The 13,377-nt window shown below is 45.0% G+C and carries 11 protein-coding genes and 1 pseudogene; 4 read left to right on the top strand and 8 right to left on the bottom strand.

What is annotated here, in order from left to right; genetic code table 11:
* Positions 1–92 precede the first annotated feature (92 nt).
* Positions 93–1,355: pseudogene (locus tag AC4II3_RS03045) on the bottom strand (RNA-guided endonuclease InsQ/TnpB family protein).
* A gap of 162 nt (positions 1,356–1,517) precedes the next feature.
* On the opposite strand from AC4II3_RS03045, the gene purM reads away from it, so the two are divergent.
* Entirely contained in the window at positions 1,518–2,558 is a 1,041-nt protein-coding gene (gene purM / locus AC4II3_RS03040; protein WP_488014723.1) for a phosphoribosylformylglycinamidine cyclo-ligase, read from the top strand.
* Positions 2,559–2,611: 53 nt separating this feature from the next.
* Here purM and AC4II3_RS03035 read toward each other — a convergent pair whose 3' ends face one another.
* The 4 genes from AC4II3_RS03035 to petM form a co-directional block, all read right to left on the bottom strand.
* Complete coding sequence (locus AC4II3_RS03035) at positions 2,612–4,252, bottom strand: DUF6930 domain-containing protein (RefSeq protein WP_488014717.1); 1,641 nt, start codon at positions 4,250–4,252, stop codon at positions 2,612–2,614.
* Between the two features lie 195 nt (positions 4,253–4,447).
* On the bottom strand, positions 4,448–5,365 hold the full coding sequence (locus AC4II3_RS03030) for an NAD(+) kinase (RefSeq protein WP_488014721.1): 918 nt from the start codon (positions 5,363–5,365) through the stop codon (positions 4,448–4,450).
* 213 nt (positions 5,366–5,578) lie between these two features.
* Complete coding sequence (locus AC4II3_RS03025; RefSeq protein WP_488014715.1) at positions 5,579–6,556, bottom strand: SDR family oxidoreductase; 978 nt, start codon at positions 6,554–6,556, stop codon at positions 5,579–5,581.
* Between the two features lie 222 nt (positions 6,557–6,778).
* Positions 6,779–6,883 carry a cytochrome b6-f complex subunit PetM gene (gene petM, locus AC4II3_RS03020; protein WP_063747919.1) on the bottom strand — a complete coding sequence of 35 codons (105 nt, stop codon included), beginning with the start codon at positions 6,881–6,883 and terminating at the stop codon, positions 6,779–6,781.
* Positions 6,884–7,044: 161 nt separating this feature from the next.
* Between petM and pdxA the strand changes: the two genes are divergently transcribed.
* On the top strand, positions 7,045–8,145 hold the full coding sequence (gene pdxA / locus AC4II3_RS03015; protein WP_488014713.1) for a 4-hydroxythreonine-4-phosphate dehydrogenase PdxA: 1,101 nt from the start codon (positions 7,045–7,047) through the stop codon (positions 8,143–8,145).
* A 20-nt stretch (positions 8,146–8,165) separates the two neighbouring features.
* On the opposite strand, the gene AC4II3_RS03010 is transcribed toward pdxA, so the two are convergent.
* Entirely contained in the window at positions 8,166–8,540 is a 375-nt protein-coding gene (locus tag AC4II3_RS03010) for a hypothetical protein (RefSeq protein ID WP_488014711.1), read from the bottom strand.
* 281 nt (positions 8,541–8,821) lie between these two features.
* On the opposite strand from AC4II3_RS03010, the gene msrP reads away from it, so the two are divergent.
* Positions 8,822–9,811 (top strand): protein-methionine-sulfoxide reductase catalytic subunit MsrP, encoded by a 990-nt coding sequence (gene msrP / locus AC4II3_RS03005; RefSeq protein WP_488014709.1) that lies wholly within the window; start codon positions 8,822–8,824, stop codon positions 9,809–9,811.
* Between the two features lie 183 nt (positions 9,812–9,994).
* Here the strand turns inward: msrP and AC4II3_RS03000 are convergent, their stop codons facing one another.
* Positions 9,995–10,621, bottom strand: coding sequence for a class I SAM-dependent methyltransferase (locus tag AC4II3_RS03000; RefSeq protein WP_293059218.1), 627 nt, complete (start codon positions 10,619–10,621; stop codon positions 9,995–9,997).
* A gap of 107 nt (positions 10,622–10,728) precedes the next feature.
* Between AC4II3_RS03000 and hemH the strand changes: the two genes are divergently transcribed.
* Entirely contained in the window at positions 10,729–11,892 is a 1,164-nt protein-coding gene (gene hemH / locus AC4II3_RS02995) for a ferrochelatase (protein WP_488010656.1), read from the top strand.
* A 123-nt stretch (positions 11,893–12,015) separates the two neighbouring features.
* On the opposite strand, the gene AC4II3_RS02990 is transcribed toward hemH, so the two are convergent.
* Positions 12,016–13,374: a MurL C-terminal domain-containing protein gene (locus AC4II3_RS02990; protein WP_488010658.1), complete on the bottom strand. Its 1,359-nt coding sequence runs from the start codon at positions 13,372–13,374 to the stop codon at positions 12,016–12,018.
* Positions 13,375–13,377: the final 3 nt, after the last annotated feature.

Below are 13,377 nucleotides of genomic sequence, written 5' to 3'. Positions count from 1 at the left end.
ACGGCGCTTACCACGACCTTCCTCAACACACTACTGATCTCACCCTATTTGCCCCCTAGGTCTTGATCGACGCTACGCTTTGACACTCCCCGTCAATCACGGAGCGGGGATTCTTCAATCAACGACCCAGCTTGCTCAATCAGGCCGGAACCAGAAAGAGTAGAGGCTAAATCTCCTGAAGCGTTTCGGGGAACCCGACGCTACGCGAACGGGTCGATAACCCAAGTTCCGACGTGCCCCGTCGTACTTATAGCTCTGTTTCGGATATTAATAGCGGCATTGTGATCTCTATCTAACTGGCAACCACATTTACAGGTGTGGGTTCTAGTAGATAGGGACTTTTTGACAACCTCGCCGCAATCAGAGCAACTCTGGCTAGTATAGGCAGGATTTACTGCAACAGTTATCCGACCAAACTTAACTCCAAAATGCTCTAACCATTTCCTGAATTGATACCAACCTGCGTCATTAATAGACTTGGCGAGACAGTGATTTTTTACTAGATTCTTAACTCTTAAATCTTCGTAGGCGACCAAATCGTTAGATTCGGCGAAGCCGACGCTACGCGAACGGATTACGCAACGTGCAAGTCTCTTTGCATGTTCCTCACGCTGCCTACTTATTTTAAGGTGTTGCCTGCCTAACCTATTAACCGCTTTTTTGCGATTGGATGAGCCTTTCTTTTTTCGGTAAACCCGGCGTTGATAAAACTTTAAACGTTTCTCCCCTTTCCTATAGAATCGGGGATTTGGCTCGGAATGGCCATTAGAATCTGTGTAGAACTCTTTAAGTCCTACATCTAATCCAATCATCTCACCTGTGTGTTCTATTTCCTCTTTTACGTTAACAGCAACGCAAAATTGAACGTAGTACCCATCAGCTCGCTTGACTATCCGAACCCGGTTAATTTGCTTCTTGTCGAAGCGCCACAAGTCCCAGGTGCCCTTGAGCTTAAGTTTTCCTATCCCTTTCTTGTCCGTGAACGTTATCGATTTCTTGTCAGGAGATAATTTCCATCCTGATTTCTTATATTCGACAGAGCGAGCACGCTTTTGAAACTTTGGAAAACCTTTCTTACCTGGAACTTTTTTCTGGCAATTATCGTAGAAGCGAACAATCGATGACCATGCCCTTTCAGACGCAGCCTGACGGGCAGTAGAATTTAATTCATTAGCAAAAGAGAACTCTTTAGCCAGGATTTTAGAATACCTGCTAAGGTCACTTTTTCCCGTCCCCTTATTGTCTAACCACAAACGAATACAGCTATTTCGGATAAACTTAACCGTCCGGATGGCTTCGTCTATGGCTGAATATTGGGACTCTCTGCCTTTGGCTTTAAACTCTAGAATAATCACCGAATCTCGACCTCTTTCGATAGATATTTATACTAACACGATTGTATAAAAGTGTCAAATGCAAGACAAATAAAAGCCGTCCTAGAAGGACGGGGCTTTAAACCCAGGATTTTTGGTAAAATACATCCTGCATTTCTAGCTCAAAAGCATTTGTGTGTTCCCATGGATTATCGAGACGCTGGTGTTGATATTGAAGCAGGTCGAGGATTTGTTAAGCAAATCCGTAGCCTGGTAAAAAGTACCCACCGTTCGGAAGTATTAGGTGGACTGGGTGGCTTTAGTGGTTGCTTTCAGCTGCCAGTGGGATATACTGAGCCAGTGTTGGTATCTGGAACTGATGGAGTTGGTACTAAACTCAAATTGGCTCAAGACCTTAACCGCCATGACACCGTTGGCATTGATTTGGTAGCCATGTGCGTCAACGATGTCTTGACTGTTGGTGCGGAACCCCTGTTTTTCTTGGATTATTTAGCAACTGGCAAGCTCAATCAACAACAACTTACTCAGGTTGTTGCCGGTATTGCCCAAGGTTGTCGTCTGGCTGGGTGTGCTTTACTAGGAGGGGAAACTGCAGAAATGCCTGGTTTCTACGAACTCGCCGAGTATGACCTAGCAGGATTTTGTGTAGGAATTGTGGAAAAGAGCCGGATGTTGGACGGTTCCCAAGTGCAAATTGGAGATGTGGCCATTGGTTTGGCCAGTCAGGGCGTCCACAGCAATGGTTTTAGTCTGATCCGGAAAATTGTTCAGGATTCCCCAGACAACGCTCTTTCCTGGGATATAACTCCGGAATTGTTAGCTGGTAAAAGCTTAGGGGAGGAATTGTTGACACCAACACAGATTTACGTGAAACCTGTGCTTGATGCTCGTAGGGCTGGTATCGAGATTCACGGTATGGCTCACATTACCGGCGGCGGTATCCCAGAAAACCTCCCTCGTTGCCTGGGTGCTGGACAATCCGTCCAGATTTATCCCAACAGCTGGGTGATTCCACCAATTTTTGAGTGGCTAGCTCACACAGGTCAGGTTAGTCCTCAGGCAATGTTTGATACCTATAATATGGGGATTGGTTTTGTGCTGATTGTTCCTCAACAGCAGGTTGAGCAAACCCTAACATCGTTTAATTCACAGCAGGTAAATGCATGTAAAATTGGTGAAGTAATCCCAGGGGATGGTGGTGTTGTTGGTCTACTTATCCCGTGATCGGATCAGGCTTCTGGGTGGGGAGTCTCTCAATCATTCTCTCAATCATAAGCTCAGAAGGGAGGCTCAGTTATTGAGGGTTCTGCCTTGAGGATTGCTATTCCCAAATCTGTAGTGGAAAGCGATCGCGCTTCAAACAATGCCATCATGTCACGAGGCTTGGGATTACCCCGAGATGCTCCTGCTAGACCTCTGGCAATAACTAAACCACAATATCCCTGATTTTCACAACCCTCCTCCCACTGCTGGCGGGCAGCAGCATGGTTGGTATCGGTTTCAGAAAACTCTCCTAACAAATAAAGACTGCTGTTTTCTGTTTGGATAATGCCGAGGTCGTACCGTGTGCCTTCAAAGGGGTCTTCCCCTGAATTAAAGCAAATCCCTTTGAGTCCACCAGCGGTCTCGATCTGCTCTATCAACACTTGTGCCTTTGGTCGGGTGGTTTGAATCAAAATAACTGGCATGCCTTCCCCGATTGCTTTGATATTCTGAGACTGATAGGATTTGACACCAGAGCGAATAGATTCTATTGCTTCCCAAGACATCATGCCCAGCTTGAGGAAAGCATCCTTTGGCACAAGGTCATCCCGTAAGGGTATAGTCATCGACTCTGAATCAAAATCATCTTCCTCGGACTCAATTGCCATCTCTAACAACTCATCCGCCAGGTCAGGATGAGTGTTAACTTTAACGTTAACAGTAGATTTTGCTTCTAGGGGTACTGGGACACGGTAACGCTTACCAATCTTGGGTAAGTTTTCGTCATCTAATTGTTCATGGTAATCGTGAACAAATCGCTGAATCGCTTCTAGGGCAACATAAATTGCGATCGCTTCTTCTTCATAAATATAAGGTCGCATTCCTTCCAAGGGATGGACTGTACCAAAGCCAGGTACAATCTCTGATACTGGCAAATCAGCTAAATCAATATCATCCTCTTCATCCTCATCTTCGGTATCATCCCCAAACCGCCCGAAGGTTAAAAACAAGCAATCTTGCCCTAAGAAAGCTTGTTCCATCTTTTCCCAGGAGTCATCTGCCAGCACTGATGATCGGAAGCGTTTCAGGGAATCCCAGGAGCGATATAGTAGTACCCCGTACTCCATACCCAGCATACCCATTACTGAGACGTATAGGGTTTCCACATCCCAGCGATTTAATTCAATTGAGATAATCTGATGATCAGCCACTACTTCCCAAGCAGCTTCATGCCAAATTTCATAGGCTTTTTCTATAAGTAGGTCAGCATACTTAGGTGGTAGCTGGGGTTGTCGAGTAGCCGCCATTTCCTCAAATCCCCGAAACAGTTCGTCAATCAAGGGTAAATTGGGTACATAATCAATGCCAATGTCTAACCCTTGAAGGACACCTCGCAAAAAGAACTGAATTTCTCGGTTACGAACAACAATCTTTGAGGGTCGTGCTGGTCTGGCGGGGCTTTGGGGATGTTCCATGGCTTGCATAAGGGCACGAACAATCGCTTCTGGTCCCATGGTTGGTGATACTAAATCCATTGCCCTGACGATGCCTTCCGAGCCATCCACCCAAAGAATGCAATCATTATGACCCTCACCATCCGGCTGTTGATGATTGTTACCAATAACTGACAGGGGACGGCGGTCTCCCTCCCACACACTGGAAGTCTGTTGTAATTTATTGAGCCGACGACGAGTATTGCGATTCAAAGCAGACATAGAATAGTTTGGGTTGATTGCCTAAGTACCGACCGTGAATAGCCAGTTGCTGGTGGATACTCCTATCTTACCGGGGCAAACGTTGCACAAGCCCCCCTGATCCGAAGTTGCGTTTCACCGATTACATCCACATGGATATCGGAAATCACCAGACACAACCAGAAACTACATTTTCTGGTTACATGGATGTAAGCTCTAAGGCAACTCCACAGAGGTCGGTTTAGCAATGTGTGGCAATCCCCACCCCAACTTTTCTCGCAAAACTCTGAAAAACTCTGGTGCTTGCAAACGGATAAATCGAGCGGAGTAAGGCGATCGCTTAACTTTTATTTTATCCTCTGGTATTACGTAGCAACCACCATTGCCATCAACTACCATCACCATCGAATTGGGAGTAGCGGGAAAAATGGTTAATTGTTCTGTGTCGGCAAAGACTAATGCCCGAGATGCCAAAGAATGGGGACAGATGGGCAACAGTTGCAACACCGGCACCTCAGGAGTTAATACTGGTCCTCCAGCACTTAGAGAATAGGCAGTAGAGCCAGTGGGTGTTGATACAATTATACCATCAGCGGCAATATCCACTGGTGCGTGATGTCCTATTTGTACCTCAAAATGGCACATACTCGTCAACGGTTCCCGGTGCAATACCATTTCATTTAAACAAAGTGCCTCCCACCAAATCCTCTCATCTCGCAGGATCTGCACAGAAAGCATCGACCGTTCTTCTATAACATACTCTTGTGCCATGACCTGTTCCAAGACAGAAGGCAACTGATTGACATAGGTCTCTGTCAAGAAACCCATGTGACCTGTATTCACGGTTAGCACAGGGATCCCTTGGGGAGCCACTTGGCGAAAAGCCGCTAGTACTGTACCATCTCCCCCCAATACAATAGCGAAAGCCATCTGGTCATCAAAACCAGGGGGGGCTAGTTTGTCCATTGGTGTATGACACACTGGTGATTCAGGACTCGAATAACCCAGAATTCCCCCAACCCCTGTAGCCATACACACTTCCCAACCCGCAGTCCTCAATTGGTTGTGCAACTCTTCAGCAACGCTACAAGCCATTGGTTTAAGGTCGTTGTAGATAATGCCTGCTTTTGGTATACTCACCAGTCCCCGTCTTGAACTACTTGGATTAAATTATCACCGAACATCATGGACAATTGTGATTTAATCAGGTACTGTCTTGATCCAGTCGCGCTATGGGGACCGGCTGTGTGCTCAGGCTGGCATCCGCACCTTGGAAGCCCGGTAGAGAAGCACTTTTGCTGCACTGGCTCCCCAAAACCTCGCGCTTATCGATTTTCCAGGAAATATCTAGGATTTAGATTTAAAAGGAGTCCTCTTCTTAGACTTCTTTTTAGCCTTCTCGTAATCGATTTCTTTGAGCTTATTCATAATCCGGTTAAAGTATTCTTGTAGATATTCTTCCAAAGTTGTGGTTTCCTTAGGATCTAGGCCAAAGACCTCGTATACCTTCTCCATCGGTGCATCCAGAGGTTTCCCGCTCACTAGCACCTCAGTAAAGGCAAGCCGATCTGCCACATTCCAGCCCCACTGAAAAAATCTTACGAATCGCCGCATACCCCGCAAAAAATTTATTGGGAGTCGGGCTATTTTAGCATCTTTACCGGACAACCGCTCACACAGGTTAATTATTTCGTAGGTACTAAAGGCTCTGGTTCCCACAACCGGGAATGTCTGATTTACTGTTTCTGGAACTTCAAGAGCACGAATGCCAAACTTAGCAATATCCTGGGTGTTCATATAGGCGATGGGAGAGGTTTCTCCAGTTATCCAAACCGCCTGTCCATCCAAAATCGGGATCGCATACTGACCAATTAAGCCTTGCATAAAGCCACTTGCTTTCAAGATTGTGTGTGGCAATCCTGATTCTGCCAGAAATAGTTCTGTACAGTGCTTTATTTCCATCAGTGGGACATGAGGAAAATTCTCACTTCCCAGAATTGAGAAAAAGACATATCTTTCTATACCAGCAGCCACAGAAGCTTGAATTAGGGCAACTTTACCTTCCCAGTCTACCTGTCTGATGGTCAGAGAATCTGTTGGTCTCGATGTTGCCGCATCAATGACAGCTGTGATCCCTTCCAGAGCTTTTGGCAGGGTTTCTGGAACACAAAGGTCCCCTTGTACTAGTTCAGCTCCCCATTCTTTAAGGAAAGAGGCTTTTCGTGGACTGCGTACAAGACAGCGTACCTGATGATCCTCGTCCAGTGCACGACGAACCACCTGTCTTCCTAAGGTGCCAGTTGCACCGACGACCAACAAGTTCATTATAGTAATTTTAGTAAGGAATCTTTAAGTTTCTATAAGATTCTATCAGAAATTTTGTCTATCTCTCATGTTTCTGGTATTCAATAGGCTTTGCCCACGGTGAGGGGTGTGGGAGAATGGGTTGAGGCGGGCGACAGCATCAGTCATGGATTTGGAAGAAAACTGTGAAAGAATTCTTGAGCAAACCCCATAGCAGTTACCCCATAACCCATTCACTAGAAACTATTCTGACACTCCCTGGATTTTGAGTAATAAGAAGCCTAAGCCCAAACCCACCAGAATCAGGGTGAAGGACAAAAATGCTGCATTGAAAATTTCTGTACCCATTGTTTTATGATCTCCTATGTACTTTTGTTACAAGGTATCATGACTAGGGTGCCAGAATATAGCAATCCTATGGAAATCCTGAGCAAGACTATTTCAGCAAAGGGGTTAGGATCCGGGAGTGTTCAGGAATGATGTCAGACTTGTCAACAAACCATCAGAACATGTCTTTGACAGGAAAACTTAACTCACCACCAAGGCTTCCTCGGTTAGCGGTGACCTTGGGAGATCCGGCAGGCATTGGACCAGAAGTTGTCCTCAAGGCATTGGCAGATTACCAAGTCACTAGGAATTGTGAGATAACGGTGATTGGCAGTCGGTACCTCTTAAATGCGGCTTACACCCAACTACGTCAGCAGGGCATTGAAGATGTAGCTACTTTAGCTTCCCCAGAGACATTATCAATAATTGACATTGAGTTGGATTATGGACAACGGCCTCAAATAACCCCAGGTGTTGGTAATGCTGCTAGTGGTGCTCTTAGTTTTGTGTATCTCGAAAATGCGATCGCACTCACCCAACGTGGTGAGTTTGATGGTATTGTGACCGCACCCATTGCCAAGTCTCTCTGGAAAGCCGCAGGACATGATTATCCTGGTCAAACTGAAGTGCTAGCCCACTACTCTGGTGTCAAACAATTTGGGATGTTGTTCGTAGCGCGATCGCCCCATAGCGGTTGGGTGCTACGTACACTTTTAGCTACCACACATATTCCCTTAAGTCAAGTACCAAACACCTTAACGCCATTATTGATGGGGAGTAAACTAGACTTACTAATCGCCTGCTTGGCTAGTGATTTTGGTATCAAGAAACCTCGAATCGGGATTTCTGGGTTAAATCCTCATAGTGGTGAGCAGGGTCAGCTAGGTTGTGAAGAACAAGATTGGCTGATTCCCTGGCTAGAGAAAGAGCGCCAGCAACGCCCGACTATCCAATTAGATGGACCAATACCTCCTGACACGCTTTGGGTAAAACCTGGTCAGGCTTGGTACGGCAACCACCAGCAGTACGCTGATGATGCTCATGATGCTTATTTGGCACTGTATCATGACCAGGGCTTAATTCCTGTCAAACTTATGGCATTTGACCGAGCGATCAATACTACCATCGGTTTACCGTTTGTGCGCACTTCTCCTGATCATGGCACAGCGTTTGATATTGCTGGTCTTGGCATTGCTAACGCTACTAGCATGAAGGCTGCAATTAGCCTGGCTACTGAACTGGTGAACCAGAGGTTGAGTAACCGTTTAGCTATCAGTGCTTAGAACAAACCTTTAGTCAACCTTTATTCTCTAAGTGGAACCGCCAACTGGACTTTTTGAGTATTGCGATTAGTTGGGGATTGAGGAAACACATCCAGTTCTTCTTGCTGGATGGTATCCCCAAAAACTATGTCTACATTGTCACTTGAGCCAACCTTGAACTTAGGCTGTAAATTGTTACCTAAGCCTTCCTTTTCCTCCAGCTCTAGTGATGTTGGGAAAAAGGTGCCATAATCGTCTGAGACCGTGCGACCATTAACTTGGCGGAGGGTGTCACCAGACAGGGTTACTGAACCGCTTGGCTCACTAGACTGCGCTCCTGACTGAGCATAGGCAAGAGGTACCAATCCCACAACTATCCAGCCGATTCCTACTATAACTAGTGTTTTACGGATCATCAGCTTTCTCCTGGTTTTTTATTTACCTTATTTTATTTATTTATTTTTATTTTAGTAGTCTTGACATTAATCTGGCATCCGAATACATCCTTAGAAAAAAAAATAAGTGGTAGTAATTTTAACTCTAGTTATTAACGATACTTGGCAGAAGCATAAATTAAGGTTTTAACCCACGCTATCAGTCAAGGCACTACTTGAAAAGCTACCTTGTCAACTATAAGCTCGACTAGCCTGTTTAGGCTGACTGCTAAAAGTTCACCGTAAACAATATCACTTACTTTATGACCATCATTCGTGTACCAAAGTCCTGGGAACTGCCAGAGCAACAAGTCACCTCAGAAACGGCTTATTCTAACCGACGTCGCTTTCTCAAAAATTTAGTTGGTGCTAGCCTAGGCACTGGAATGCTCTCAATTGTTGGTTGTCAAGCTTCCTCTTCTGCCTCAGACAAAGCTCTTTCGGAAACCCTAAATCAACCCAAGTTCAAATCCTTAGCAACCAATCCAGCTTTTGCCAGTGTTGACAGACCCATCACTGATCAGGAGCTTGCTGGACAGTACAACAATTTTTATGAATTTGGCGGCAGTAAATCGATCTGGCAAGCAGCCCAAAATTTACCAACCAAAGACTGGAAGCTAGAGGTGACGGGATTAGTCAAAAATCCCCAAACCTATGACCTAGATGATCTGCAAACTAAATTTCCGATCGAAGAGCGGATCTATCGCTTCCGCTGTGTAGAAGCTTGGTCAATGGTGCTACCGTGGATCGGATTTCCCATGAAAGCGCTCATGAAAGCAGTAGAACCTACTTCAGAGGCTAAATTTGTGCGATTTACCTCCTATTATGACCGCAAAATTACTACTGGTCCAGGTATACACCTTGGTTCCTTACCTTGGCCTTATACGGAAGGTCTAAGTGTTGAGGAAATGGCTAACGAACTAGCATTTTTTGCTATTGGCATTTACGGTCATCTATTACCCAAGCAGCATGGTGCTCCTATTCGCATGGTAGTGCCCTGGAAATATGGTTTTAAAGGAGCAAAATCTATAGTCAAAGTCGAGTTTTTAGCTAATCAGCCAGCTACCTACTGGAATACTATCAATTCCTATGAATATGACTTTGAGGCAAATGTTAACCCCAATAAGCCTCACCCAAGATGGTCACAAGCTACAGAAAAATTCATCAGTAGCGGTCCCAACTTATCCTGGGAAAAACGACCCACCCTACCTTACAACGGTTATGGGGAATATGTAGCTGGGCTGTATGGTTGAAGGTTATTTGGTTGTTCGCCTTTGGCGTTGGGTGTAGGGCAGGTTGTTCGCGTAGCGTGGCCGTTCGCGCAGCGTGGCCTACGGCCTTAAGGCCAAGGTTGAAGGTTTAAAGTTGAAGGTTTAAGGTTGAAGGTTGAAGGTTAAAAGTTTAAAATTGTTCGTCCTTGGCGTTTCCTTAGGCCTTTACCCTTTCGTCACCTGAATCACCTGTAAACTACCACCTGCGTGCAAAGAGCGATCACATACCTTAAACCCCACTTGCTCAAGCCCCTTGACCAAGTCAGTCTCCAGTAATTGCCAAGCTGTCTGGGTCTCAAACAACCACATAAATACCGCTAACCCTGGCCAAAACAAAACATTAGTTGGCTTGTGCAAATCCACCAGGGTAAACACTCCTCCTGGTTTAAGCACCCGGTGAACCTCCTGAATAATCTGCTGCAACACCTCAGGGGTCATTTCATGGAGTGCGGCGCTGGTGTGAACTAGATCAAATTGAGCATCTGGAAAGGGCATCTGTTCAGCCAACCCCTCTACATAGTTGGCTTGGGGAACATTCCGTTGTGCTCGCTCTAGGGATAGTGGAGAAATATCTAAGCCTGTGACATGCTCAGACAATTCCACCAAGAACTGGGTAGCCTGACCACTACCGCAACAGAGATCTAGCACTTTGGTTCCTGAATGAATTGTTAAGCCCTGTAACGGTAGCTGGCGGAATCGTCTCTCTCCACCGACGCTCAAAGCCGCGATCCGAGAAATACTATCATACAGCCATTGGTACTGATAACTCCAAGCTCTAAGAACTGTTGCCACTACTCACTCCTTAGTAAAGATCTGTGTTTCTTGTTGCAAATTTAAGTTAAAAAATATATTGTTAAAATCAGTAACAAATATGAAAGTTATGGGAAGCTGTGTTAACTATGGGTCGTGTTGGGGTATTATTGCTTAATCTAGGTGGGCCAGATCAGTTAAAGGATGTTCGTCCCTTTCTATTCAACCTGTTTTCTGACCCGGAAATTATTCGCCTGCCTTTTCCGTGGCTGCAAAAACCCCTGGCTTGGCTAATCTCCACTAAGCGTGCTAAGATCTCCCAGGAGAACTACAAGCAAATTGGCGGTGGTTCCCCTCTACGGAAGATTACAGACGCCCAGGCTCAAGCCCTCCAGGAACATTTGCAAACGAAAGGGCAAGAGGTCAGTGTCTATGTAGGAATGCGTTACTGGCATCCTTTCACAGAAGAAGCGATCGCAACCATCAAAGCCGATGGGATCGAACGCTTAGTCATTTTACCGCTTTATCCCCAGTTTTCCATCAGCACCAGTGGTTCTAGCTTCCGTCTGCTAGAAAATCTGTGGACAGAAGACCCAGACCTGAGCAAGATTGAACACACAGTCATTCCCTCCTGGTACCAGCAGCCACAATACCTCCAAGCCATGGCTGACTTAATTACTCAGGAACTCGATAAGTTTTCCAATCCCGATCAAGTTCATATCTTTTTCAGTGCTCACGGTGTACCCATCAGCTACGTTACAGAAGCTGGAGACCCCTACCAGCGAGAAATTGAGGATTGCACTGCCTTAATTATGAAAACCCTCAACCGCTCCAATCCCCATACTCTGGCCTATCAAAGTCGGGTTGGTCCGGTAGAATGGCTCCAACCCTACACCGAGGATGCGTTGCAAGAACTCGGAGCTAAGAATACTCAAGATTTGCTGGTAGTCCCGATTAGTTTTGTCTCGGAACATATCGAAACCCTCCAGGAAATCGACATTGAGTATCGAGAAATAGCAGAAGAATCAGGGATTAAGCAGTTTGAGCGGGTACCAGCCCTCAATACCCATCCCCTGTTTATTGAGTCTTTGACAAATTTGGTAGTTGACGCTCTCGAATCACCCAGCCGTGAACTCTCCGAAGTGATTCGTCCCCCAGAGACAGTAAAAATTTACCCTCCCGAGCGGTGGGAGTGGGGCATGACTACAGCAGCAGAAGTTTGGAATGGTCGTCTGGCTATGATTGGGTTTATTGCTTTACTGTTGGAGTTGATTAGTGGTACTGGACCGCTACATTTTGCTGGGTTGTTGTAAATTTCTTCAGGTTACAAGGGCAACCGGCAAGTCCAGATTTAATTGAGGGGGAGGCAAGTAATCGTCCCCCTCGACTGCTCCCAATAGGAGTTGGTCTGATCAGTTGCTCCTTGGCTTTTAAACTTAAAGTTGCCCTCTAATCTTACTAAATATCCAATCGGGAATAGCATGTTCCGTGTCATATACTCGGTCATACTTTTGTTCAAGTTTTTGCCAATCAATTGAACTGTCTACTAAAACTTCATGTTTGAATATCTCTAGGGCTTTGCCAGACAAACCTTTTTCTAAACACTGTTTCATTGCTAATCGACTTTCATCTATTTCACCAATACATTCAAAGGGTGTATGTTCAGCTAGTCCGATCATTTCTCTGAAAATAGGTAGTAAGTCATCATCATCAAACAAATTGGAGCCAAAGACTGCATCTACAGATGCTGGCTCGAAGACAGCCATCAAACCTAGCCATACATAAGCACACTTGGGACATTTCTTACACCAAGGTTTTTGAATATTGCAGGAGTGGATTTTAGGCAGCACCTCGGGATATTTGGCTAGATTTTTGAAGATGCGGAAGTCATAGATGGGCTGCAAAATACCGAAATACGAAAAATTAGATAAGAGATTTGCTTGAATGAATTCATTCAACTCTTTTTCGGCTTCGTAGCCTTTGCCCCATTGATGGTTAACTTCTTTACCTAGTTTTTCCCAGAATAAATTACCAGTATTGGCACTTTTTTCATGGGCTAGTGCCAAGTACTTATATCCCTCATTCAGCATTAGAGGTAAGGATTCAAAGATAGAGACAGGAGTTTCTGGAACGGTAATTCCTGAATTATCTGGGCAATATAGCTGAAGAAAGGGATAGTCAATAAAGTCATCGTAGATAGAAATTTTATGCTTTTTAATGGGGGTTACATGTTCTAGGACTCCAGAAATTAAATTGTGTTGGATATCGGCTTTGCCATAAACACTGTGGGAGTATTGCATGGAAGCAAAGGCAACATCTGCTTCTTGTAGCATTTTCATCGCTACAATACTATCTTTACCACCACCACAGCCTGCAAGTACGGTAGAGTTATCGCCAAATATAGAGGTGGGTTTGCTATTGCTTAAGCTAGCTTGTGAATAGATAAGTTCAGGACCAGGGTAGTCGGTTATATTGTTTTCATACCAATGTTGACCAAAGACTCCTTGATATATCTTGGCAAATAGCTCTAACACTGGCTGACTTAAATTTTCAGCGACAAGGTTAATATCATAGTATTTGGGAAATAGTGAACTCAGTTTCATCCCCTCGAATAAGGCAATATAAGCAGCGATTTGATTAATTACTGCTTGAGAATATTTGCTGGCCAGTAAACTGAAGGATACATCATGGTAAAAAACTTTAGTTGAAAAGTTGAAGTTATCTGCACCATAGATAATGTCCAAATGATGCTCGTGAATGGTTAATTGATGAATTTTAATGGTTTCAATTTTCATGAT

It is taken from the genome of Moorena sp., assembly GCF_982860115.1.
The sequence above is the reverse complement of the archived record's forward strand: the minus strand, read 5'-3'. Positions and strand labels throughout refer to the sequence as shown.